Origin of the sequence: Mycobacterium sp. 852014-50255_SCH5639931 (genome assembly GCF_001665605.1) — a bacterium.
In the GTDB taxonomy this organism is placed as follows: Bacteria; Actinomycetota; Actinomycetes; order Mycobacteriales; family Mycobacteriaceae; genus Mycobacterium; species Mycobacterium paraffinicum.
The window spans coordinates 1-23,747 of record NZ_LZSV01000017.1; the positions used below are offsets into that span (position 1 = coordinate 1).

General features: G+C 68.2%; 22 protein-coding genes and 2 pseudogenes. 15 read left to right on the top strand and 9 right to left on the bottom strand.

The genetic code is table 11. From position 1 onward, the window contains the following. From A5758_RS09740 to A5758_RS09750, 3 genes and pseudogenes are all read right to left on the bottom strand, one after another. Positions 1 to 268 (bottom strand): annotated as a pseudogene (locus A5758_RS09740) (hypothetical protein); the annotation flags it as partial. Further along, positions 265 to 1,095, bottom strand: a complete 831-nt coding sequence (locus tag A5758_RS09745; protein WP_067739467.1) for a carbon-nitrogen hydrolase family protein — start codon at positions 1,093 to 1,095, stop codon at positions 265 to 267. The gene A5758_RS09745 and the pseudogene A5758_RS09740, both read right to left, overlap by 4 nt. Before the next feature lie 27 nt (positions 1,096 to 1,122). Then, positions 1,123 to 1,647: a DUF2505 domain-containing protein gene (locus A5758_RS09750; protein WP_067209466.1), complete on the bottom strand. Its 525-nt coding sequence runs from the start codon at positions 1,645 to 1,647 to the stop codon at positions 1,123 to 1,125. A gap of 26 nt (positions 1,648 to 1,673) precedes the next feature. Here A5758_RS09750 and A5758_RS09755 point away from each other — a divergent pair, with 26 nt between their 5' ends. Together A5758_RS09755 and A5758_RS09760 are read left to right on the top strand one after the other, a co-directional pair. Continuing rightward, on the top strand, positions 1,674 to 2,771 hold the full coding sequence (locus A5758_RS09755; protein ID WP_067739469.1) for a UDP-N-acetylmuramate dehydrogenase: 1,098 nt from the start codon (positions 1,674 to 1,676) through the stop codon (positions 2,769 to 2,771). A gap of 33 nt (positions 2,772 to 2,804) precedes the next feature. Further along, the gene (locus A5758_RS09760; RefSeq protein ID WP_369816422.1) at positions 2,805 to 4,178 is read left to right on the top strand and encodes an Ig-like domain-containing protein; all 1,374 of its coding nucleotides are present in this window, start codon (positions 2,805 to 2,807) and stop codon (positions 4,176 to 4,178) included. Here the strand turns inward: A5758_RS09760 and A5758_RS09765 are convergent. Continuing rightward, positions 4,162 to 4,911 (bottom strand): SDR family NAD(P)-dependent oxidoreductase, encoded by a 750-nt coding sequence (locus A5758_RS09765; RefSeq protein ID WP_067739474.1) that lies wholly within the window; start codon positions 4,909 to 4,911, stop codon positions 4,162 to 4,164. The genes A5758_RS09760 and A5758_RS09765 overlap by 17 nt on opposite strands. Positions 4,912 to 5,154: 243 nt before the next feature. Here A5758_RS09765 and A5758_RS09770 point away from each other — a divergent pair, with 243 nt between their 5' ends. The 6 genes from A5758_RS09770 (at position 5,155) to regX (ending at position 11,103) form a co-directional block, all read left to right on the top strand. Next, positions 5,155 to 6,405, top strand: a complete 1,251-nt coding sequence (locus A5758_RS09770) for an ROK family protein (protein WP_231987285.1) — start codon at positions 5,155 to 5,157, stop codon at positions 6,403 to 6,405. 29 nt (positions 6,406 to 6,434) lie between these two features. Then, positions 6,435 to 7,736 (top strand): D-inositol-3-phosphate glycosyltransferase, encoded by a 1,302-nt coding sequence (gene mshA, locus A5758_RS09775; protein WP_231987270.1) that lies wholly within the window; start codon positions 6,435 to 6,437, stop codon positions 7,734 to 7,736. Beyond that, a complete protein-coding gene (locus tag A5758_RS09780; protein WP_067209488.1) occupies positions 7,733 to 8,242 on the top strand; it encodes a YbjN domain-containing protein in 510 nt (169 codons plus the stop codon). Before mshA ends, A5758_RS09780 begins: the two co-directional genes overlap by 4 nt. A 10-nt stretch (positions 8,243 to 8,252) precedes the next feature. Then, positions 8,253 to 9,002, top strand: coding sequence for a phosphoglyceromutase (locus tag A5758_RS09785; RefSeq protein ID WP_067209491.1), 750 nt, complete (start codon positions 8,253 to 8,255; stop codon positions 9,000 to 9,002). Between the two features lie 153 nt (positions 9,003 to 9,155). Then, positions 9,156 to 10,370 (top strand): cell wall metabolism sensor histidine kinase WalK, encoded by a 1,215-nt coding sequence (locus A5758_RS09790; protein WP_156622570.1) that lies wholly within the window; start codon positions 9,156 to 9,158, stop codon positions 10,368 to 10,370. 49 nt (positions 10,371 to 10,419) lie between these two features. Next, the gene (regX, locus tag A5758_RS09795) at positions 10,420 to 11,103 is read left to right on the top strand and encodes a two-component sensory transduction protein RegX (RefSeq protein WP_007167631.1); all 684 of its coding nucleotides are present in this window, start codon (positions 10,420 to 10,422) and stop codon (positions 11,101 to 11,103) included. A 111-nt stretch (positions 11,104 to 11,214) separates the two neighbouring features. Here regX and A5758_RS09800 read toward each other — a convergent pair whose 3' ends face one another. Then, positions 11,215 to 11,433 (bottom strand): ferric uptake regulation protein, encoded by a 219-nt coding sequence (locus A5758_RS09800; protein ID WP_067209498.1) that lies wholly within the window; start codon positions 11,431 to 11,433, stop codon positions 11,215 to 11,217. A 549-nt stretch (positions 11,434 to 11,982) separates the two neighbouring features. Here A5758_RS09800 and A5758_RS09805 point away from each other — a divergent pair. The 4 genes and pseudogenes from A5758_RS09805 to A5758_RS26515 all read left to right on the top strand — a co-directional run. Next, a complete protein-coding gene (locus A5758_RS09805) occupies positions 11,983 to 12,405 on the top strand; it encodes an MmpS family transport accessory protein (protein WP_197503837.1) in 423 nt (140 codons plus the stop codon). After that, positions 12,402 to 15,338 (top strand): RND family transporter, encoded by a 2,937-nt coding sequence (locus A5758_RS09810; protein WP_067212885.1) that lies wholly within the window; start codon positions 12,402 to 12,404, stop codon positions 15,336 to 15,338. Before A5758_RS09805 ends, A5758_RS09810 begins: the two co-directional genes overlap by 4 nt. A gap of 189 nt (positions 15,339 to 15,527) precedes the next feature. Then, positions 15,528 to 16,757 carry a PPE family protein gene (locus A5758_RS26415; RefSeq protein WP_067739483.1) on the top strand — a complete coding sequence of 410 codons (1,230 nt, stop codon included), beginning with the start codon at positions 15,528 to 15,530 and terminating at the stop codon, positions 16,755 to 16,757. 17 nt (positions 16,758 to 16,774) lie between these two features. Beyond that, positions 16,775 to 16,960 (top strand): annotated as a pseudogene (locus A5758_RS26515) (PE/PPE C-terminal domain-containing protein); the annotation flags it as partial. Positions 16,961 to 16,995: 35 nt separating this feature from the next. On the opposite strand, the gene A5758_RS09820 reads toward A5758_RS26515, so the two are convergent. From A5758_RS09820 to A5758_RS09830, 3 genes are read right to left on the bottom strand one after another with little or no spacing between them, the layout of a single operon-like run. Further along, entirely contained in the window at positions 16,996 to 18,849 is a 1,854-nt protein-coding gene (locus A5758_RS09820; protein WP_067739485.1) for a GMC family oxidoreductase, read from the bottom strand. After that, the gene (locus A5758_RS09825) at positions 18,846 to 19,175 is read right to left on the bottom strand and encodes a hypothetical protein (protein WP_067212893.1); all 330 of its coding nucleotides are present in this window, start codon (positions 19,173 to 19,175) and stop codon (positions 18,846 to 18,848) included. Before A5758_RS09825 ends, A5758_RS09820 begins: the two co-directional genes overlap by 4 nt. Next, positions 19,172 to 20,128 (bottom strand): hypothetical protein, encoded by a 957-nt coding sequence (locus tag A5758_RS09830; RefSeq protein WP_067739487.1) that lies wholly within the window; start codon positions 20,126 to 20,128, stop codon positions 19,172 to 19,174. The genes A5758_RS09825 and A5758_RS09830 overlap by 4 nt, the downstream gene beginning before the upstream one ends. 42 nt (positions 20,129 to 20,170) lie before the next feature. On the opposite strand from A5758_RS09830, the gene A5758_RS09835 reads away from it, so the two are divergent. Continuing rightward, entirely contained in the window at positions 20,171 to 20,923 is a 753-nt protein-coding gene (locus tag A5758_RS09835) for a FadR/GntR family transcriptional regulator (RefSeq protein WP_067739489.1), read from the top strand. Here A5758_RS09835 and A5758_RS09840 read toward each other — a convergent pair. Then, positions 20,886 to 21,671 carry a hypothetical protein gene (locus tag A5758_RS09840; protein ID WP_067212899.1) on the bottom strand — a complete coding sequence of 262 codons (786 nt, stop codon included), beginning with the start codon at positions 21,669 to 21,671 and terminating at the stop codon, positions 20,886 to 20,888. The two genes, A5758_RS09835 and A5758_RS09840, sit on opposite strands and share 38 nt — an antisense overlap. Positions 21,672 to 21,786: 115 nt before the next feature. Between A5758_RS09840 and A5758_RS09845 the strand changes: the two genes are divergently transcribed. After that, positions 21,787 to 22,803, top strand: a complete 1,017-nt coding sequence (locus tag A5758_RS09845) for a Ppx/GppA family phosphatase (protein ID WP_067212902.1) — start codon at positions 21,787 to 21,789, stop codon at positions 22,801 to 22,803. Further along, positions 22,800 to 23,735, top strand: coding sequence for a hypothetical protein (locus tag A5758_RS09850; RefSeq protein ID WP_067739491.1), 936 nt, complete (start codon positions 22,800 to 22,802; stop codon positions 23,733 to 23,735). The genes A5758_RS09845 and A5758_RS09850 overlap by 4 nt, the downstream gene beginning before the upstream one ends. Positions 23,736 to 23,747 lie beyond the last annotated feature (12 nt).

Sequence of the window (23,747 nt, forward strand, 5' to 3'; positions counted from 1 at the left end):
TGATGGTGCCCTGGAAGGCCGGACCGGCCTCGGTGACGCCGAGGTGCAGCGGGTAGTCGGGCCGCTGCATGTTCGGCGGGGGCGTGCCGATCCGTTCGGTCTGACCCGGCGGCGGACCTGCGGCGGGAGGCGGCGGCGCGGGGGCCGGGCCGCCGGTGTTGATCCGCTCGGTCGGCCGCTCGGTGGGGGGCTGGCCGAAGGGGCCTTGGTTGGCCGGACGGCCCCACGTCGACGGGTCGGAGTTCGGTGGTCCCTGTGGGTTCGTCACCCGACTGATTCTGCACTATCGAGCTGAGCAAAATCTGAGTGGTTGCGCAGCACCGCGATGCTCTCGCGAGCCTTGGCGACCCGATCGACGTCGATGTCGGCAAGCACCAACTGCGGTGCGGAGCCGGCGGACGCGACGACCTCGCCGAACGGGGAGGCCACCAGGCTGCCGCCCACCCCGGTGGGCGCGCCCGACCCGGTCAGGGACTCGCCCGGGTCGGCCTGGCCGGCAGCGGCGACGTAGCTCATCGAATCGAGCGCGCGGGCCCGCGCCAAGAGCGTCCACTGGTCGAGCTTGCCGGGCCCCGCGCCCCACGATGCGCAGACGGCGATCAGCTGGGCGCCGCGGCGGGCCAGCTCGGTGTACAGGGCCGGGAAGCGGATGTCGTAGCAGACGGTCAGCCCCACCCGCACGCCGGCGACCGTGATCACCACCGGCTCGCGGCCGGGTGCGACGGTGCGTGACTCGGTGAAGCCGAAGGCGTCGTAGAGGTGGATCTTGTCGTAATGCGTGTCCGGCTCGTTGGGACTGCCCGGACCGGCCGCGATCAGTGTGTTCTTCACCCGTCCGTCCCCGGCCGGGGTGAACATGCCGGAAATCACCGTGATGCCGCAGTCGGCCGCGATGCCCCGCACCCCGGCCGCCCACGGCCCGTCGACCGGCTCGGCGATCGGCGCCAGTGGAACGCCGAACCGGCACATGGTCGCCTCGGGGAACACCACCAACTTCGCGCCGGCGTCGGCGGCCCGGCCGCTGTACTCGTGCACCAGGTCCAAGTTGGCGGCCGGATCGGTGCCGCTGAGGATCTGCGCCAACGCGATTCGCATGAGCGCCAGCTTAGGCTCGACGCGGTCTCACGCCATTCCCGCGATCCACTCCGTGGTGAACCGCTGCTCCGCCGCCACCAGCTCGGCCAGTCGGGTGCCGATGATGTTCTCCAGCTTGCCGCCGATGATCGGGACGCGTACCTGGACGGTGGCCCGGAAGGTCAGTCGGGCACCGCCCGTCTGCAGGATTGTCGAGAGCGTGGCGGAGCCCTTCAGATTCACCGGGGCGTCCAATATCGAGCCGGCGACCGAACCCTGCGCGGCGCCGTCCGCAACGGGTCCCCAGATCTCCTCGCGCCTGATGCGGAGGTCGCCGCTGTGCAACTGCGTGACCATCCCCGGCAACTTGTGACTGTGGATCACCTGCACGGTGACAACCTCGACGGTGTCTTCGTCCCCGGTTTCACCGCCGACCCGCATCGATTCCAGCGTGGCGAGGTCAACACCGGACCCGGCCAGCCGTGCCCGCCAATAGGTCTCGTCCGTGAACGCCCGATGCACCTCTTCAACGCTGCCGTCGTAGTCGGCCGACAAGTCGAATGAACGCGGCATAGCAGGTGAGGCTACCGTTACGGGCCATGAAATCCAGCGATGCCGGTTCGACATTCGCCGGCGCGCATGTCGCCGAGGCGGTGTCGCTCGCGCCGCTGACGACGTTGCGGGTGGGGCCGGTCGCGCGCCGCCTGATCACCTGCGCCAGCACCGAACAGGTGATCGCGGCGGTGCGGGAGCTGGATGCCGAAAGCCGTGCGGGAGAACATGCCCCGGTGCTGGTGTTCGCCGGCGGGTCCAACCTGGTGATCGCCGATACCCTGACCGACCTGACCGCCGTGCGGTTGGCCAACAGCGCCATCACCATCGACGGCGGCCTGGTGCGCGCGGAGGCGGGCGCGGTGTGGGACGACGTCGTGGTCAGTGCCATCGAGCACGGTCTGGGCGGGCTGGAATGCCTGTCCGGGATCCCCGGGTCGGCCGGGGCCACCCCGGTGCAAAACGTCGGGGCCTACGGTGCGGAAGTCTCCGACACCATCACCCGGGTCCGGGTATTGGACCGCGGCAGCGGCCAGGTGCACTGGGTGCCGGGCGGCGAGCTCGGCTTCGGCTACCGCACCAGCGTGTTCAAGCAGGCCGCGCCCGAAACTCCTTGGGTGGTACTGGAAGTCGAGTTCGCCCTGGACTCGTCGGGCCGCAGTGCGCCGCTGCGCTACGGCGAACTGGCCGCCGCGTTGGGGTTGAGCGGCGGCGAGCGGGCCGATCCGCTGGCGGTCCGCGAGGCGGTGCTGACGCTGCGGGGGCGCAAGGGCATGGTGCTCGACCCGGACGATCACGACACCTGGAGCGTGGGGTCGTTCTTCACCAACCCGGTGGTCGCGCCCGAGGTGTACGAGCGGCTGGCCGCGAGCGTCCAGGGGGCGGTTCCGCACTACCCGGCGCAGGACGGCGTCAAGCTGGCGGCGGGCTGGCTGGTGGAGCGGGCCGGTTTCACCAAGGGTTATCCCGACGATCCAGCGGCGCGCTGCCGGCTGTCCACCAAGCACGCGCTGGCGCTGACCAACCGCGGCGGCGCCACCGCCGACGAGGTGATCGCACTGGCCCGCGTCATCCGCGACGGGGTTCGTGATGTGTTTGGTGTCACATTGCAACCCGAGCCTGTCCTGCTCGGCTGCAGGCTGTAGCTCCGAATCCTTCGGAAGACCGACCCGGCCCCGATTTGTCGCGGCGGAGTTGATGGATTTTGCCCGGTATCTTTGACTTTCGTGAGCACGTCGCACCCCCCGCCGCCGATCAACCGGCGTGTGGCTTTGGCGACCCTCGGACTGGGGGTCTTCGCCCCCAGCCTGTTGGCCGCGTGTGGCGGCACCACGGCCAAGCAGGCCGAGAAGAAAGAGCAGCCCGCGCCGCAGCTGAAGTTCCAGCCGGCCGATGCGACCGAAAACGTCGTGCCGATCGCGCCGATCAGCGTCCAGATCAGCGACGGCTGGTTCCAGCACGTCGCGCTGACGAATTCCGCGGGCAAGCCCGTGGCGGGCAAGTTCAACTCCGACCGCACCGTCTACACCACCACCGAGCCGCTGGGCTATGACGCGACCTACACGTGGAGCGGCTCGGCCGTCGGGCACGACGGCAAGGCGATCCCGGTGAAGGGCAAGTTCACCACGGTGTCTCCCACCAAGAAGATCGGTGGGGCCTTCCAGTTGGCCGACGGCCAGACCGTCGGGGTGGCGGCGCCGATCATCATCCAGTTCGACGCGCCGATCTCCGACAAGGCCGCCGTCGAGAAGGCGCTGACCGTCACCACGAATCCGCCCGTCGAGGGCAGCTGGGCGTGGCTGCCCGACGAGGCGCAGGGCGCCCGGGTGCACTGGCGCACGCGCGAGTACTACCCCGCGGGCACGACCGTCAACGTCGACGCCAAGTTGTACGGCCTGCCGTTCGGCGACAGCGCGTACGGGGCCGAGGACATCTCACTGAACTTCCAGATCGGCCGCCGGCAGGTGGTTAAGGCCGAGGTCACGTCGCACCGCATTCAGGTGGTCAGGGACGAAGGCGTCATCATGGACTTCCCGTGCAGCTATGGCGAGGCCGACAAGGCGCGCAACGTCACCCGAAACGGCATCCACGTGGTCACCGAGAAGTACGCCGACTTCTACATGTCCAACCCGGCCGCCGGCTACAGCCATGTGCACGAACGTTGGGCGGTGCGGATCTCCAACAATGGCGAGTTCATCCACGCCAACCCGTCGAGCGCCGGCGCGCAGGGCAACACCAACGTCACCAACGGCTGCATCAACCTGTCGACCGGCGACGCGGAGCAGTACTTCCAGTCGGCGATGTACGGCGACCCGGTCGAGGTGACCGGGAGCTCGATCCAGCTGTCCTACTCCGACGGTGACCTCTGGGATTGGGCCGTCGACTGGGACACCTGGGTCGCCATGTCGGCGCTCCCGCCTGCCACCGCGCACCCGCCGTCCACTCAGATTCCGGTGACCGCACCGGTCACGCCGTCGACCGCACCGACCCTGTCCGGCACGCCGACGACGACGACCACCTCGTCCAGCCCGGCGACTAGCCCCGGCGGTTGAACCGGGTGGCCGACGCCTGGTCGCGCGGCTTCATGACGATCAGGTCGAGGTCGACGTGGGGCGGCCGCGAGGCCACGAAGCCGATCACCTCGGCGACGTCGGCGGCAACCAGCGGTGTGAGGCCGGTGTAGACGGCGTCGGCGCGTTGTTGATCGCCGTCGAAGCGAACCAGCGAAAACTCGGTCTCGACTGCGCCGGGCGCGATCTCGGTCAGCCGCACCGGCTTACCCAGCAGCTCGCCGCGCAGCGTGCGGTGCAGCGCTCCCTGGGCGTGTTTGGCCGCCGTGTACCCGGCGCCGCCGTCGTAAACCTCAAGTGCGGCAACCGAAGTCACCGTGACGATCAGGCCGTCACCGGAGTCGATGAGCTTGGGCAGCAGCGCTCGGGTGACCCGCAGCGTGCCCATCACGTTGGTCTCCCACATCCACCGCCAATGCTCGAAGTCTGAATCGGCGACCGGTGCCAGCCCGCGGGCGCCGCCGGCGTTGTTGACCAGCACGTCCACCCGGGCCAGTTCGTCGGCCAGAGCGGCGACCGCCGCGTCGTCTGTGACGTCAGCCACAATCGCGGTTCCGCCGATCTCCCGTGCCAGGGCGATGATCCGCTCCGCCCTGCGCGCCACCGCGACCACGTGGAAGCCCTGCGCAGCGAGGGTCTGGGCCGTGGCCTCGCCGATTCCCGAGCTGGCGCCCGTGACGACCGCGACCCGTTCATTCCTGACATTTCCAACCATAGAAACAACCTTAGTGAGCGTGCTAAATTTTCTTGGTGCACCTCAGCGCCCTGTCCAGCACCACCACCGCGTGTCTTCGCGCGGCGGGTGCGTGTTGTTGTCGCGCACTTTGCCGCTCCTGACTTTTTCAGGCGTGGCCAGTGACGGCCAACAAAAATCGGACAAAGGACGCTCGTGCGCTCGAATACCCTCACCCAGCCTCATCGTTCGCCCACCCGTGCCAGCTACCAGGGCCACCGGTCGGTGCGTCGTCAAATCGTGCCGCCGGCACTGCACATCGCCGACTCGGCGGCGGCCTCGGTGTTCCGGGCCGTCCGATTGCGCGGCCCCGTCGGGCGTGACGTCATCGCCGGCGTTACCTCGCTGAGCATTGCGACGGTCAACCGCCAAGTCATCGCCCTGCTCGAGGCCCGGTTGCTGCGGGAACGCGCCGACCTGGCCGTCTCCGGAGCGATCGGACGGCCACGCGTGCCGGTCGAAGTCAACCACGAACCGTTCGTGACGCTGGGCATCCACATCGGCGCCCGGACCACCAGCATCGTGGCCACCGACCTGTTCGGTCGCACGCTCGACACCGTCGAGACACCGACACCGCTCAGCCCGGCCGGGCCCGCGCTGGCTTCGCTGGCCGAGAGCGCCGCTCGTTACCTGCGGCGTTGGCATCGGCGCCGCCCACTGTGGGTCGGCGTCGCGATCGGCGGCACCGTCGACAGCGCCACCGGTCACGTCGACCACCCCCGGCTCGGTTGGCGGCAGGCGCCGGTCGGCCCGGTGCTGGCCGACGCGCTGGGACTGCCCGTGTCGGTGGCCTCGCACGTCGACGCCATGGCCGGGGCCGAGCTGCTGCTCGGCATGCGGCGATTCCTGCCCAGCTCGCCCACCAGTCTCTACGTCTACGCCCGCGAGACCGTGGGCTACGCGCTGGTGATCGGCGGACGGGTGCACTGCCCGGCCAGCGGCCCCGGCACCATCGCGACGCTGCCCGCCCACTCCGAGCTGCTGGGCGGCACCGGCCAACTGGAATCCACCGTCAGCGACGAGGCGGTACTGGCCGCCGCCCGCAGGCTGCGGGTCCTGCCGTTCGCTTCCCCGGGCCGGCCCAACGCGCCGGCCGCCGGCATCGCCGACCTGCTGAGGCTGGCCCGGGCCGGCAACGAGCAGGCCAAAGAACTGCTGAACGAGCGCGGCCGGGTGCTCGGGGGGGCGGTCGCGTTGCTGCGCGACATGCTCAACCCCGACGAACTGGTCGTCGGCGGCCAGGCTTTCACCGAGTACCCGGAGGCGATGGAACACGTGGAGGCGGCCTTCGCCGAGCGCTCGGTGTTGCCGCCGCGCGATATACGCGTCACCGTCTTCGGCAACCGGGTCCAGGAGGCGGGCGCGGGGACCGTGTCGCTGGGCGGGCTGTACGCCGATCCGCTCGGGGCGATGCGGCGGGCCGGGGCGCTGAATCCGCGGCTGCGCGACGTCGCCGTCGACGAGTCTTCCGCTTAGCGCGAAGCCATGTCCTGGGCGTTGGGCTGGTGAGCGGAACGTCCTGTAAAGATGACAGAGTGCGGCACGATGACGTATTCCGGCTGAAACCGCGCCGCGTCGCAGTGTTGGCGGTGCACACCTCACCATTGGCCCAGCCGGGCACCGGCGACGCCGGGGGCATGAACGTCTATGTGCTGCAGACCGCGCTGCACCTGGCGCGGCGGGGCATCGAGGTGGAGATCTTCACCCGGGCCACCGCGTCCGCTGACCCGCCCGTCGCGCGGGTCGCGCCCGGCGTGCTGGTGCGCAACGTGGTAGCGGGGCCGTTCGAGGGCCTGGACAAATACGACCTGCCCACCCAGCTGTGCGCGTTTGCCGCCGGGGTGCTGCGCGCGGAAGCGTCGCACGAACCGGGTTACTACGACATCGTGCACTCGCACTATTGGCTGTCCGGCCAGGTCGGCTGGCTGGCCCGCGACCGCTGGGCGGTGCCGCTGGTGCACACCGCGCACACGCTCGCCGCGGTCAAGAACGCGGCCCTGGCCGCGGGTGACGCGCCCGAGCCGCCGCTGCGCACCGTCGGTGAGCAGCAGGTCGTCGACGAGGCCGACCGCCTGATCGTCAACACCGACGATGAAGCCGGGCAACTGATCTCCATCCACCGCGCCGACCCGGCGCGCATCGACGTCGTCCACCCAGGAGTGGATCTCGAGATGTTCCGCCCGGGCGACCGCCGGGCGGCCCGGGCCGCGCTGGGGTTGCCGCTCGACGAAGACGTGGTGGCGTTCGTCGGGCGGATCCAGCCGCTGAAGGCGCCCGACATCGTGCTGCGCGCCGCTGCGAAATTGCCGGGCGTGCGCATCGTGGTGGCGGGCGGGCCGTCGGGCAGCGGCATGGCCTCCCCGGACGGGCTGCGGCGGCTGGCCGACGAGCTCGGCATCGCGGCCCGGGTGACCTTCCTGCCCCCGCAGTCCCGCAACGACCTGGCCACCTTGTTCCAGGCCGCCAGCCTGGTCGCCGTGCCCAGCTATTCGGAGTCGTTCGGCCTGGTAGCCGTCGAGGCGCAGGCGTGTGGCACGCCGGTGGTGGCCGCCGCGGTCGGCGGTCTGCCGGTGGCCGTGCGCGACGGGGTCACCGGCACGCTGGTGTCCGGCCACGACGTCGATCAGTGGGCCGACGCCCTGGATCGGGTGCTGCGGCTGCGCGCGCCACAGGCCGAGGCGATGAGCCGCGCGGCCGCCGAGCACGCGGCCACGTTCTCCTGGGAGAACACCACCGACGCGCTGCTGGCCAGCTATAGGCGCGCGATCCGCGCGTACACCGCCGAGCGAAGTGGGGTGGGCGCATGACGTCCACTGTGGAGCAGGTGATCGAGGACGCGCTGCAGGCGAGCGGTCTGGAGTACTCGAAACACGAGGGGGCGCACGGCGGGCTGTCCGGCCTCTTGGTGGAGCTGCCCGGCGAGCGCAAACTCAAGACCAACACCATCCTGAGCGTCGGCGAGCATTCGGTGCGCATCGAGGCGTTCGTGTGCCGCAAGCCCGACGAGAACCACGAGGGCGTCTACCGCTTCCTGCTCAAGCGGAACCGCCGCCTCTACGGGGTGGCCTACACGCTGGACAAGGTCGGCGACATCTACCTGGTGGGCCGCATGTCGCTGGCGTCGGTGGACGCCGACGAGATCGACCGGGTGCTCGGGCAGGTGCTCGAAGCGGTGGATTCGGACTTTAATACGTTGCTGGAGTTGGGTTTTCGCTCGTCGATACAGAAAGAGTGGGAGTGGCGGGTGTCCCGCGGCGAATCGCTCAAGAACCTCGAGGCGTTCGCTCACCTGATCGACGAAGACGACGAATAAGCTAGCCGGCATGGGAGACACTGCCACGCTGGTGCTGCTGCGCCACGGCGAGAGCGACTGGAATGCCCTGAACCTTTTCACAGGTTGGGTGGACGTCGGGCTGACCGAAAAGGGCCGGGCCGAGGCGGTGCGCAGCGGGGAGCTGCTGGCCGAACAGAACCTGTTGCCCGACGTGCTCTACACCTCGCTGCTGCGCCGCGCGATCACCACCGCGCACCTGACGCTGGACGCCGTCGACCGGCTGTGGATCCCGGTGCGGCGCAGCTGGCGGCTCAACGAACGGCACTACGGGGCGTTGCAGGGGCTGGACAAGGCCGAGACCAAGGCCCGGTACGGCGACGAGCAGTTCATGGCCTGGCGGCGCAGCTACGACACGCCGCCGCCGCCGATCGAGAAGGGCAGCCGGTTCAGCCAGGACACCGACCCCCGGTACGCCAACATCGGCGGCGGCCCGTTGACCGAATGCCTGGCTGACGTGGTGGTCCGGTTCCTGCCGTACTTCACCGACGTCATCGTCCCGGACCTGCGCAGCGGCAAGACGGTGTTGATCGTCGCGCACGGCAACTCGCTGCGGGCCCTGGTCAAGTACCTCGACCAGATGTCCGACGACGACGTCGTCGGGCTCAACATCCCGACCGGGGTTCCGCTGCGCTACGACCTGGACGCCGACCTGCGGCCGGTCGTGCCGGGCGGCACCTACCTGGACCCGGAGGCGGCCGCCGCGGGTGCGGCGGCGGTTGCCAGCCAGGGGCGCGGGTAACGCCGGGCCGCGGGGCAATTGCGAGTTTTAAAGGCCTGTTTGCCGAACATCGCGTTAACGGGAGTGGAACACCTGAAGCGCAAAGTGTGACTTGTCCGATTTTGGCCTCGTTCCGCTAGGGCGGCGTTCAGGAAGATTTGTAGGATTTGCTATGTGACTGTGTTCTCGGCGCTGTTGCTGGCCGGGGTCTTGTCCGTGCTGGGGCTGGCCATAGGGGTAGCAGCCGGGACGCGGCTGTCGCCGAAAGCTCGCCGGCAGCGGGCGAGCACCGAATGGACCGGGATCACCGTCGCGCAGATGCTGCAACGCATCGTCGCGCTGATGCCGCTTGCAGTCGCGGTGGTGGATTCCCACCGCGACGTCGTCTACCTCAACGACCGGGCCAGGGAACTGGGCCTGGTGCGCGACCGGCAACTTGACGACCAGGCGTGGGAGGCGGCCCAGCAGGCGCTGAGCGGGGTCGACGCCGAATTCGACCTGCGGCCGGCCAAACGGGCGGCGGGCCGGTCCGGGCTCTCGGTGCACGGGCAGGCCCGGCTGCTCAGCGAAGAGGACCGCCGGTTCGCCGTGGTGTTCGCCCACGACCAGTCCGACTATGCGCGCATGGAGGCGACCAGGCGTGACTTCGTGGCCAACGTCAGCCACGAGCTGAAGACCCCGGTTGGCGCCATGGCCCTGCTCGCCGAGGCCCTGTTGGCGTCCGCCGACGATCCCGAAACCGTTCGCCGCTTTGCCGAGAAGGTGCTCGTCGAGGCCAACCGGCTGGGGGACATGGTCGCCGAGCTGATCGAGCTGTCCCGGCTGCAGGGCGCGGAGCGGTTGCCCAACGTCACCGAGGTGGACGTGGATACCGTTGTGTCCGAGGCGATTTCACGCCACAAGGTGGCCGCCGACAACGCGCATATCGAGATTCGCACCGATGCGCCCAGCGGCTTGCGGGTGCTGGGCGACGAAACGCTTCTGGTCACCGCGCTGGCCAACCTGGTGTCCAACGCGATCGCCTATTCGCCACCCGGTTCGCCGGTCTCGATCAGCCGCCGGCGCCGCGGCGACAACATCGAGATCGCCGTCACCGACCGTGGCATCGGGATCGCTTTGGAAGACCAGGAGCGGGTCTTCGAGCGGTTTTTCCGGGGGGACAAGGCACGCTCGCGCGCTACTGGCGGCAGCGGGCTGGGCCTGGCCATCGTCAAACATGTCGCGGCCAACCACAACGGCAGCATCGGCGTGTGGAGCAAGCCGGGGACCGGATCGACATTCACGCTGTCGATTCCGGCCTACACGGACAATGACGAACAACCCGAGCAACCGCAGGGTCGCGAAGTGCGGCCCAACAGGTCACAACGAGAGGAAGAACTAAGTCGATGACCCGCGCTTACGACGATGCAGAGCATCGCGATGACAAGGAGTGGCGCGCATGACCAGTGTGCTGATTGTGGAAGACGAGGAGTCGCTGGCCGATCCGCTGGCATTCCTGTTGCGCAAGGAGGGCTTCGAGGCCACGGTCGTGACCGATGGACAAGCCGCGCTGGCTGAGTTCGATCGTGGGGGCGCCGACATCGTGCTGCTCGATCTGATGCTGCCGGGCATGTCGGGGACCGATGTGTGCAAGCAGCTGCGCGCTCGCTCGAGCGTGCCGGTGATCATGGTGACCGCGCGGGACAGCGAGATCGACAAGGTCGTCGGGTTAGAGCTGGGCGCCGATGACTATGTGACCAAGCCGTATTCCGCGCGCGAGCTGATCGCCCGGATCCGCGCGGTGCTCCGCCGCGGCGGTGACGACGATTCCGAAATCAGCGACGGTGTGCTCGAGTCCGGACCGGTACGGATGGACGTCGAGCGGCACGTCGTCTCCGTCAACGGCGACACGATCACGTTGCCGCTCAAGGAGTTTGACTTGCTGGAGTACCTGATGCGCAACAGCGGTCGGGTGCTGACGCGCGGACAGTTGATCGACCGGGTGTGGGGCGCCGATTACGTCGGCGACACCAAGACGCTCGACGTCCACGTCAAGCGGTTGCGGTCCAAGATCGAAGCCGACCCGGCCAACCCGGTCCACCTGGTGACCGTGCGAGGGCTGGGCTACAAGCTCGAGGGCTAGCTTTTCGGCTCGAAATGCGGGTGGTCGTTTCGGCGCTCCCCGGTAATTCAGTCGGCACCGAGCCGTCAGAGCGCACGAAATGATGAGCGCGTTGATTGGTGGAAGCGCCGATTATCGCGCGGCCCTGGCGCCTTCGCGACGGCCCTTCTCTTTCGCGTGGGTGGAGCAGCAATGCGCCATGTCGCAATGGAACCGGTCACTGCATTCATGCGAACAATAGATTGACGCGGCCGGAAGCCAGCCCGGATCGGACAGGTCGCGCCGTCGGTCGTTTGGATCGAAGGTGTGGCCGCAATGTACACAGGTCTTGACCTTGGTCTTGGTGGCCATATCGGTCAGGGTACGCGCCGCGGCCCCAAATCGGTGCCGGTTTCAGATCGACGAGACGCGCCTATTGTGCAATTCCACGCAAAGGTCTTTGCGTCAGCGAATTACTTTTTGAAACTAACTCAGTCGTCGTCCGTTGCCGCCTGCGCCGCAGTTCGGCACGACCGGCGCGGTCATCTCAATGAAATCGACGGCGCAACAGGTTAATAGGCGGTAAACTCGGCGCCTCGTAGCGAATTGGCCTGCAGGACAGAACGTTTCCATGTCGCGACGCAAGCTGCCGTTCCGAGGGTCTTTCGCCTTGCAATGCGGTTGTGCTGTGCACACGCGAGTGACCCACCCCGGTGCCGCGTCAAACGGATCAGGTGGGGTACGACGAGCGGCGCGGTCACGGCCCGGGCGGTGACGTGGTTGCGACACGGCGGCCCACCGCAGGAATTAATTCGGCAGCGATGGCGTTTGGGGTAGCCGTGGCGCACGCGACGAAATGCTCGAACGGATGAAGTCCCTTAGCATCGGCCCATCGGGCAATCGTGGTCGGGGGGAACGGTGTTGACGCTGCTCAAGCGGGGATGGGTCGCGCTCGTCGTGGTCGTGGCAGCGGTGATCGGAGGCGTTGCGGTGGACCGCCTCAACGGTGTCTTCCCGGGGCCCGGCGTACCCAAGCCCGATCCGCGGGACGCGACCCCGCCGTACGCGGCCAAGACCGCCATCTACGAAATCCTGGGACCGCCCGGCACGACCGGCGTCGTCAACTGGATGGATGCGGACGCGCAACCGCAGAAGGCCAGCTTCACCACGCTGCCGTGGTCGCAGACGATCGTCGCCGAGATGCCCGGCATCTTCGCCTACGTCATCGCCCAAGGTGACAGCCCCTCCCTCGGCTGCCGGATCACCGTCGACGGCAAATTGGTCGACCAGCAACAGGTCGACGCGCGTGATGCGCAGGTTTCCTGCTTGGACAAGTCCGCGTGACCGACGACGCCGGCGACACTGACGAAATCCCCGTCGCACAGCCCACCGACGTTGAGCACAAACCGCGGCTGGCCCGCACCATCCGCGTGCTGGCGCTGCCTATCGTCGTGTTCTGGGTGCTGATCGCGGTCGGCGTCAACGTCTTTGTCCCACAGCTGGAAAAGGTTGCCGAGGAGGTCTCGGTGCCGCTCTCGCCATCCGACGCGCCGTCGGTGACCGGGATGAAGAGAATCGGGGAGAAATTCAAGGAGTACGACTCCGACAACCTCGTCCTGGTGACCCTGGTTGGTGACAAACCCCTCGGCGAGGACGCTCACCGGTACTACGACGATCTGGTCAAGAAGCTGCAGCAGGACACCGAACACGTCGAGCATGCGCTGAATTTCTGGGGGCAGCGATTCACGTCTTCGGGTGTCGAGAGCTACGACCACAAGGCCGCCTACGTCCAGGTCAACCTGCGCGGTGACCAGGGCGGGGCCGTCGGCGACAAGTCGGTCGCCTCGGTTCGCAAGATCGTTGCGGACTCGAAGCCGCCGCCGGGGGTGAAGGCATACGTCGCCGGTCAGGGAGCCCTCACGGCCGACACGATCGTTGTCGGCGACGCGAGTCTGGCCAAGATGACGATCATCACCATCGTGATCATCGCGATCATGCTCACGTTCGTCTACCGATCCGTCGGCACCGTGCTGTTGACGATGGTCATCCTGTTCGCCGGACTGGCCACCGGCCGAGGCGTGGTCGCGCTGCTGGGCGCGACCGGCATCATGGGGCTCTCCACCTTCGCCGTCAACTTGCTGACGGCACTGGCCATCGCGGCCGGTACCGACTACGCGATATTCATGGTGGGCCGCTACCAGGAGGCTCGCGAACGGGCCCTGGACCGCGAAGCCGCCTACTACGACACGTTCGCCGGTGTCAGCAAGGTGGTGCTGGGCTCGGGACTGACGATTGTTGGGGCGCTGGCCTGTCTGCATTTCACTCGGCTGCCCTACTTCAGTTCGCTGGCATTTCCGTGCGCAGTGGGTCTGCTGGTCGTGGTGGCCGCCGGGGTGACCCTGACGCCGGCGCTGATCGTAGTCGCCAGCCGCTTCGGTCTTTTCGACCCGAAACGAAAGTTCAACTACACGCGCTGGCGCCGTCTGGCGACGGCCATCGTGCGGTGGCCGGCGCCCATCCTCGCGACTTCCGTCATCCTGGCGATCGTCGGCGCCCTGGGCTTGATGGGCTTCAATCCGCGCTACAACGACCTGTACTACCTGCCGCAGAGTGCTTCCTCAATCCGCGCGTACACCGCGGCCGATCAACACTTCACCCAGGCCCGTTTGAATCCGGACCTGCTGATGATCGAATCGGACCACGATCTGCGCAATCCCGCCGACATGCTGGTCCTCGACAAGGTTGCTGGAGCAATCTTCCGGGTGCCGGGCATCGAACGGGTGCAGAGCATCACCAGGCCACTGGGTCCGCCAATTCAAAACGGATCCATCCCGTTTCAGCTCAGTGTGCAGAGCGCGCCGATCCGGGACAACCTCAATTACCTGAAGGCCCGTGTCGGCGACATCAAAAAGATCACCGGGTTTCTCGACACCCAGATCGCCCTGTTGGAGCGCCAGTACGCGGTGACGCAAAAGCTTGCGAACGCAGCGGACGACAGCTCGAAAACCACGGGGGAGACGGCTGCCATCACGGACGAGATTCGCGACCATATCGCGGATTTCGACGACTTCTGGAGACCGATTCGCAGTTACTTTTATTGGGAGAGGCACTGCTACGACATCCCGATCTGCTGGTCGTTACGATCGCTCTTCGACGCGCTGGACGGCTTCGATGAACTCGCCGAAAAGTTCCACGCCCTCACCAGCGACCTCACCAACACGGCTGCGGCCACCCGCGAATTGCTGGCGATCATTCCCGAGAATATCGCTGTCTCGAAAGCGATCCGGGATACGACGCTGACCATCTACAGCACGTTCGACAACCTCATCGTCCAGTTCGACCGGCTGACCGACACGAACTCCGTGATGGGCAAGTCCTTCAACGACTCTCAGGTGGAGAGCCTCTTCTACTTGCCGCCGGAGATCTTCCAGAACCCGGACTTCCAGCTGGGGTTGAGCTTGATGGTGTCGCCGGACGGCAGGGCCGCTCGCTTCATCATCACTCACACAGTGGATCCCGCGACGACGCAGGGAATCTCGTCGGTTGATCAGGAGCGCCAAGCGGCCAAGGAGGCGCTGAAGCTCACCTCGCTGCAGAACGCCGACATCTACCTCGGCGGTACGGCAGCGACGTTTTACGACATCGCCAACGGCGCGAAGTATGACCTGATGATCGCCGGGGTGGCCTCGATCGTGCTCATCTTCATCATCATGGTGCTCGTCACCCGCGCCTTGGTCGCTGCGGCAGTCATCGTCGGCACGATCGTGATGTCGCTGGGGGCCGCGTTCGGGTTCTCGACACTAATCTGGCAACACCTTCTCAATTTCCAGTTGCACTGGGTGGCAACCGAATTCGCACTTATCGTGCTGTTGGCTGTGGGCTCGGATTACAACCTGATGCTGGTGTCGCGGATCGAGGAAGAGATCGGAGCCGGCTTGAAAACGGGACTCATCCGCGGCATGGGTGTTACCGGCCCGGTGGTGACTGCCGCCGGTGTGGTGTTCGCCGTAACCATGGGCGCGATGATCACCAGCGATCTGCGGGCGATCGGCCAATTCGGCACAACGATCGGCCTCGGCCTCCTGTTCGACACCTTCGTCGTCCGGTCGCTCATTACGCCGTCGATCATGACGGCGATGGGACGCTGGTTCTGGTGGCCGAAGCGGGTGCGCGTCCGTCCGGCCAGCCAGATGCTTCGGTCCGTCGGGCCGCGCCCGCTGGTGCGTGCGCTGCTGTACCAACCGCGCCACGCGGTTTCGCGGGACTCGCAGACCTAGCACGCGTCAGAGGGATTCCCGCAGCTGCGGGCCGCCGGCCTCGGGGCCGAATCGGCGCGGCTTGATTTTCACGCGCCGTCTACGCCAAACGCTGGTGCTTTACCACCTCGACCGTTATTCTATCGCCGTTGAAAAATTATTCCATAACTGTTGAAAACCGCCCTGACGGCCGCGGAGAGGACTGACGACATGGACTTTGCGTCACTGCCTCCGGAGGTCAACTCCGGACTGATGTATGCCGGCCCCGGGGCGGCGCCGATGCTTGCGGCGGCGGCGGGTTGGGACGCGCTGGCCGCCGAGCTGGAGTCCACGGCCGGCGGCTACGCGGCAGAGCTGGCCGGACTGACCGGCCAGTCGTGGTCGGGCCCCTCGTCGCTGCTGATGACGGCCGCGGCCACCCCCTATGTGGAGTGGCTGTCGATTGCAGCTGCTCAGGCTGCGCAGACCGCCGCCCAGGCCTACGCGGCGGCCGCGGCCTATGAGGCGGCGTTCGCGATGACGGTGCCCCCGCCGGTGATCGCGGCCAACCGGGTACAGCTGATGGCGCTGATCGCGACCAATTTCTTCGGGCAGAACACAGCGGCGATCGCGGCCACCGAAGCCCAATACATGCAGATGTGGGTACAAGACGCCACGGCGATGTATGGGTATGCCGCCGCGGCTGAGACCGCCGCCACCCTGACCCCGTTCGACGAGCCGCCGCAGACCACCAACCCGGCCGGGCAGGGCCTCCAGGCCCAGACGGTGGGGCAGGCCACCGGCAACGCCACCCAGCAGCTGGCCTCAACCAACGCCACGATGCACACCCTCAGCTCCACCACCGTCGGGCCCGTCGCTCCCGGCGAAACCGCCACCGCCGCGCCGGGCGACACCATCACCCTCGGGGCAAACACCGGCATGTTCGTCAACAGCGGCTCCATCACGATCACCGGCCCGGGCACTAACCTCATCAGCTTCGGCTCCGTGATCGTCAACCCCGGCAGCACAATTCACACGATCATCGACTGTTCCGAGGGCGGTGTTCTGATCCCCGGGGGCGTTGACGTGACCGCCGGCTCCGGCCCCCTCGTCCTTACCCCCGGCTCGTTCCAGGAAGTCTTGGTCACCCTCGTCAACGGCTCCGCCACGCTCCCCGTTGTCGGCACGGAACAGGTCGCCGTCCAGACCTTCGCAAACACCGCCACCGCTATCGCCGGCCCCGCCGGCGCGTCCATCACCAACGTCTTCGGCACCGTCAGCATCGCCTCCGTTACCCCCATCCCCAGCTCATCGAGTGCATTGGGGGCCGCTGTAGGCGGGCTGGCCTCGCCAGGCCTGGCGGGTACCGCAGGCATTCAGCCTCAGCTCGACGTGGATGGGTTGTTGGAATGGGCTCAAACCATTTCGGGCGCCGACCTGGCAACTGCCGGTTCAGGGTAGGCATGGCAGGAGGCGACATGCGGTGGCCGTTCCACCCCTCGTCCGGGGTTGGCGCGCCGTCCGCAGGAGTCGGCGAGGCGGCCTCACTCGGTTCGCTGTCCGTGCCGCCGGCCTGGACGACGACCGCCCCGCAGGTCGAACCGGCGCTGTCCGCAACGGTTTTCAGCGTTGACGCCGCCCCGCCGGGGCGCACGTTCCGGGAGGCGCTCATGGCAACGGTGACTGGGCGCGCACTCGATCAGCTGCGTGCGCCCACCACTTCGTCGGCTACGCCCAACGCCAGCGCCATGATCGACACCTGCGGGTTGACCTCCGGGCAGCTCGGCAAGATCGAGGCGTCGGCGACCCATACACCGTCCACGCCGCGCAGCCGCCCGGTCTCGTCGACCGGACAGAGCTGAGCGTCGACGCCGGCGGCGGCCGTGCCGGTCGGGTGAAAGGCGGCCAGGTGCAAGCTCTTTGGGTCGCTGCGGCGCAAGGCGTCCTGCAGGGCGGGCAGCGATGTCACCGTCGTCGCGCCCGGTAAACCCGTGAGCACCTCGGTCGCCCCCGCCGCGAACAACAGCCGGCCCATGGCCTCGATTGCGACGACGAGCTTGGCGATGTCGGCGCGGGAGATGTTGTAGCGCACCAGCGTTTCGCCGCGCACAGACGACACCGAGCCGACGCCGCGATCGGCCACCATGGCGCCGAACGTCGCCACCCGGGGCGCGGTGTCCAGCCAGCCGAGCAGCTCGGCGCCATAGCCGGGAAACACCATCGAACCCATGCCGGGCGGGGTTGAGGTCGCTTCGATCAGCACGCCGTGTGATTCGTGAAGCTCGTGAACCGCTGCGCTTTGCAGCACCCCGTGCCAGGCGACGACGTCGTCCTCGAAACGCCCGGCGAGCATCGTCGCCGGATGCAGCGCCAGGTTGCGACCGAGCCGCGGGTGCGCACCGAAGCCGCTGCGCCGCAACAGCCCCGGCGTCTCGGTGGCGCCGGCCGCCACGATGACCGTGTCGGCCAGCACGTCCAGCGCCGTGCCGTCGGCCCGGCGGGCCCGCACGCCCCGGGCGCGCCCGTGCCGATGCAACACCCGCTCGACGCGGGCATCGGAGATGATCCGCGCGCCCGCCGCGCACGCCTCGGGCAGCGCGTTGAGGTGCACGCCGAACTTGGCGTTGCGGGGACAACCGATCGCGCACTGGCAACAGCCTTCGCAGCCCGGCGCGTTGCGCGGAATCGGCGCCGCCCGCCAGCCCAGCGTGGCAGCGGCATCCAGCAGCAGCCGCCCGTTGCGGCCCATGACCTCCAGCGGCACCGGGGCGACCCGCAGCGTGTGCTCGACGTCGTCGAGGCGCTCGGTCAGCCGGTCCGAATCGGCGAGGGCAAGCCCGAACTCGTCACGCCAGCGCCGCTGCACGGCCGCCGGCGGGCGGTAGCAGGTGCCGGAGTTCACCACCGTGGTGCCGCCGACCGCCCGGCCGATGGGCAGCACCACCGACGGACGTCCCAGGGCGATGGTGGCCCCGGCGCCGCGGTACAACCCGGCATAGCGGTCGATGGGATGAGTGGTGCGGAATTCCTCGACCGTCCAGCGGCGCCCCTCCTCGAGAACGACGACGTCCAGTCCGGCCCGCGCCAGGGTGCGGGCCACCATCGCGCCGCCGGCACCGGACCCCACAATCACCGCATCCGCGGTGACGACGGACCCGCTCTCGGCCGAGGAGACGACGTTCAACGTCGCGTCGGGCCGGGCCGTTCCCTGTTCTTTGGCGTGCGAAAGTAGTTCCGGCGCATAGGTTTCAGCGCCGTTAGCCAAGAGTACAATCGCCTTCATGGCCTCGACGGCCGCGCCGGCGTCCGGGCTCAGCGCGGCGACGCGCCGCACCACCTGCTCGCGCCGGTCGGGGCCGAGCCGGGGCAGTGACCGCCCGGTGGTGACGTAGCTCGCCGCGGCCAGCGCGAGCATCCCGGCGCGCATCGCGACCCGCGATGTCGTCGGCAGCTGTCGCAGGTAGCGCTCGACGCGGTCGGTCAGCTCGGGCGGTGTCGGGCCGCCGTATTCCTCGGGTAGTAACGCGCTCCCGAACGACGCGACCAGGCTCATATCACCCGCGCGAGCCGGCGGCCCATCTTGATGAAGAACGGATAGGTGGCGAAGATGGCAGCCGCCGCGGCGTGCAGCGGCCAGTCCGCTTCAGCGGTGTTCACGCCGAAAACCCCGCTGTTCCACATGAAGTCGCGGCCATTGCGGGCGCGGAAGGGCCGCCACAACACCCCCAATCCGGGGACGTTGTTGTACAGCCCGAACGACCCGCCGAAGAAGACGCCCAGCGTGGCGGCCTCGGCGACATCGCGACGGTCGGCGGGCAGCCGCCGCTCGATGAGCACGCCGGAGGCGAACAGCAATGGTGGGTCCAGCAGAAAGCTCATGTCGGAATCCTTTCGTTGACGTCGGGTGCCGCGCGGCCGCGCAGGCCCACTTCGGCGTGCCCGGTGCCCAGCACCGACCAGTGCCGGTCGTCGATCTCGATGTGGACGTCGGCTTGTTCGGTGTTGGTGCACACCGCCTTACCGCCGTCGGGATCGGTGTATTGCAGGCTCACGCATCTGTCCGCCGGCTGGTCGATCCGGATGAGCACCCGGCGGCCACCGATGCGTCCCTCCAGCTGCCAGTGCTGCAGACCGAGCGTCGTGCGCATCCGCAGTGACGGCAATGGGCTTGCGGGCCAATCCTTTCCGTCGATCCGAAACCGGACGAACGCCATCGGCGCGAGCCTGTTCAGGCCCGGCTTGTGCGAGACGGCGGTGACCGCCTCGCACACGTCACCGTTGCCGAGGTCGGCATGGACCCATGCCCAGCGTTTGGCATTGCCGTGTCCGTAGATGTGGGCGACGCCGCCGCGCCACCCCTCGATGCGCGCGGCGGCGTCGTTGATGGTCAATGAGCCGGTGAAGTCGGCGGTGGGGGCCAGGACGACCTGGGCGCCCGGCAGCAGCTCGCGCTCCCAGGCGGCGCGGGGAAACGTCCACAGCGGTCCGCCGGTGTCGGTCCAGGACAGATCCCAGGCGAGTGATCCGGCGCGTCCGCTCAGCCGTTCGTCGCCCACCCGCACGTCCTCGGCGTCGAACCACCAGGGGCCGGCCGCGGGCCGGGCGGGCACGGGCCCGAACCGCTCGGTGCGGGGCGGCCCGTCGGGCGCAAACCAGGTGGCCCAGCCGTGCGCGTAGGCAGCGTCGGCGCCGGCCAGCGGGGCCACCGTCTCGCAGTGCACCCACAGCCCGGCGCGCGTCACCGGATCCGAGAGGGTGGCGTACCAGACCTCCAGGCGCCCGGCCTTGCCGCGCCAACGCGGGGCCGCTGCCGATCGCATCTCGCCGTCCATTGCTCACCTTCCGTGGATTCGTCCACTATATTGGTTGAGCCAATGAACCAGTCAAGTCCGCTGCGTCCGCCCGACCGCCAACGCGTCGATGAACAGATCGCCGCGTCCATCACCGACGCCATCCTCGACGGCGCGTTTCCGCCGGGTTCGGCGTTGCCTCCCGAGCGCGAACTGGCCGAACAGCTCGGTGTCAACCGCACGTCGCTGCGGCAGGGTCTGGCCAGGCTGCAGCAAATGGGCCTGATCGAGGCCCGGCACGGCAGCGGCAACGTGGTGGCTGACCCGCAGGCGCTCACCCACCCCGCGGTGGTCGAGGCACTGGTCCGCAAATTGGGCCCCGAGTTCCTGGTGGAACTGTTCGAAATCCGGGCCGCCCTGGGCCCGTTGATCGGGCGGTCGGCCGCGCGGCACGGCGCCCGCGGGGATGCCGAGGCCCTACGCGCCGCGTTGGACGCGGTCCGCGGGGCCGACAGCCCGGCCGCGCGCCAGGCCGCCGACCTCGCCTACTTCCGGGTGCTCATCCATCACAGCCGCAACCGCGCGCTGGCGTTGCTGTACCGCTGGGTCGAGCACGCCTTCGGCGGCCGCGAGCACGACCTCACCGCCGCTTATGACGACGCCGCACCCGTGGTAGCCGGCCTCAGTGCCATCACCGACGCCGTGCTGTCGGGCGACGAGGCTGCGGCGGCCGCCGCGGTGGAGGAGTATCTGCGCGCCAGCGCACAGCGAATGATCTTGTCTTACAACAAGACTGGAGCTACTCGGCGAGGCGAGTCGCCGGATGGACCGCGATGAGCCCCAACTTGCTACGGCGCTTGCACATCGCCGCCAGTTCCGCGTAGGCCTTGGCGCCGAGCAGCTCGGTGAGCTCATCGGCCATGCTCTCCCACACCTGCTTGGCGCCGACGTGGGCGCCGGGGTCGCCGGTGCAGTACCAATGCAGGTCGGCACCCCCGGAGCCCCAGCCGCGCCGATCGTATTCGGTAACAGTGGTTTTGAGGATTTCGGTGCCGTCGGGCCGCGTCACCCACTCCTGGCTGCGCCGGATGGGCAACTGCCAGCAGACGTCGGGCTTCATGGTCAACGGCGCGACGCCCAGCTTGAGGGCTTTGCTGTGCAGCGCGCACCCGGGGCCGGCGGGGAAGCCGGGCCGGTTCAAGAAGATGCAGGCGTCCTTGTGTTTGCGGGTGCGGTACTGGGCTTGTCCGTCGTGCTCGTCGAGCTCCAGATATCCCTTGCGGCCCAAGCCCTTTTCGCGGAACTGCCAATCTTCGTCGGTCAGGTGCTGCACGGCGTCGTCGAGCCGGGCGCGGTCGTCGTCGTCGGATAAGAACGCCCCGTGCGAACAGCATCCGTCGTCCGGGCGGCCGGCCACCGTGCCGTGGCAGGCGGGCGTGCCGAACACGCATGTCCAGCGCGACAGCAACCAGGTGAGATCGGCCGCGACCAGGTGCTCGGGATTGTCCGGGTCGTAGAACTCCACCCACTCACGGGCGAAGTCGAGTTCGACCTCGTGCCCCGGTTCCGGATAAGCATTCGCCACGGGTCCACGTTAGTCGACGATTCCGGCTCTTCGGCTTGCTGACACTCTGGGCCCGACGGTGCAACATCGGCAACCTCCACAGCGGGCCGCATCTTCGCCGACTAGGTTGTTTCCCGTGCGATTGGGCGTGCTCGACGTGGGCAGCAACACGGTGCATCTGCTGGTGGTTGATGCGCACCGTGGTGGGCATCCCACGCCCATGAGTTCGACCAAGGCCACGCTGCGCCTCGCCGAGTCCATCGACAGCTCGGGCAAGATCACCAAGCGCGGCGCCGAGAAACTTATCTCCACGATCGACGAGTTCGCCAAGATCGCGGACAGCTCGGGCTGCGCCGAGCTGATGGCCTTTGCCACGTCCGCGCTCCGTGACGCGGTGAACTCCGACGACGTGCTCACCCGCATCCGCAAAGAAACCGGTGTCGAGCTGGAGGCTCTCAGTGGCGTCGACGAGTCGCGGCTGACCTTTCTGGCCGTGCGCCGCTGGTATGGGTGGAGCGCGGGGCGGATCATCAACCTCGACATCGGTGGCGGCTCGCTGGAAATGTCCAGCGGCGTCGACGAGGAGCCCGAGGTTGCCCTGTCGCTGCCGCTGGGTGCCGGCCGATTGACCCGCGAATGGCTGCCCGACGATCCGCCCGGCCGCCGCCGGGTGGGGATGCTGCGGGACTGGCTGGACGCCGAGCTCGCCGATGCCGCCGTGACCGTGTTGGAAGCCGGCGCCCCCGACCTGGCGGTGGCGACGTCGAAGACGTTCCGCTCCTTGGCACGGCTCACCGGCGCGGCGCCGTCGGCGGCCGGACCGCGGGCGAAAAGGACGCTCACAGCAAACGGCCTCAGGCAACTCATATCTTTCATCTCTAGGATGACGACCGCTGACCGGGCCGAACTGGAAGGGGTGAGCGCCGAGCGGGCGCCGCAGATCGTGGCGGGTGCGCTGGTGGCGGAGGCGAGCATGCGAGCGCTGTCGATTGAATCGGTGGATATCTGCCCGTGGGCATTACGGGAAGGTCTCATCTTGCGCAAACTGGACAGCGAAGCCGACGGAACGCCCCTCATGAAGCGATCCGTGCGCGATGCTGGAGGCCAGGCAGGTGATCGGGACGGGAACCGATCGAGAGGCGACAAAGCATGACCGGACCACATTCCGAGACCGAGAGCCCCGGCACTCGGCCGATCTCGGTGGCCGAACTTCTGGCCAAGAACGGAACCATCGGCGCCCCGGCAGTCACGCGGCGTCGGCGCCGCCGGCGCGGCGATAGCGACGCGGTGACCGTCGCCGAGCTGACCGGCGAGATTCCGGTCATCCGCGACGACCAAGAGGACCCCCGCACGGCCGAACGGCCCGGCGCCGAACCCGTCGTTGCCGCCTCCGAGCAGCAAACCGAAGACAAGCCCGCCACCGCGTACTGGTCGCAGCCGGAGCCGCGCTGGCCCAAGTCGCCGTCGCAACCCGGCAAGGCGGCGGGGCCTGAGCGCAGCGCGTACCCGCGCCCCCTGAGCCACGTCGAGCCGGGGGACGCCAACGGCACCGGGCAGTCCGGTGCCGAGGGCATGAATCCCGACCCGCTGGACCACTACAGCGATCTCCCGGTGGACGTGATGGATTCGGAGGTGCGCGACGCCGAACCCGCGCTGGAGGACTCCGCATACGTGCGTTCCTTCCTGCGCACCGAGATCGATGAGGCCGAAGAGGACGCAGACCCGCTGGCCACTGGATTCGTAGCGGACGAGCATCACCTCGACGGCGAGACCGTGCGCGCGGGCGCGGCCACCGACGTCCACCCGGCGCAGGGCAGGCTCGAGTCGCTGTGGCGTGGCAGCTTGGTCGTATTTCAGTCGATTCTGGCCGTCGCTTTCGGCGCGGGATTGTTCGTCGCCTTCGACCAGTTGTGGCGCTGGAACAGCATCGTGGCCTTGGTGCTCTCGGTGCTGGTGATCCTGGGCCTGGTGGCCGGCGTTCGGGTGGTGCGCAAGACCGAGGACATCGCCAGCACGTTGATCGCGGTCGCGGTGGGGTCGCTGATCACCCTGGGCCCGTTGGCGCTGTCGTTGCAGTCGGGCTAGGCGGACCCGGGA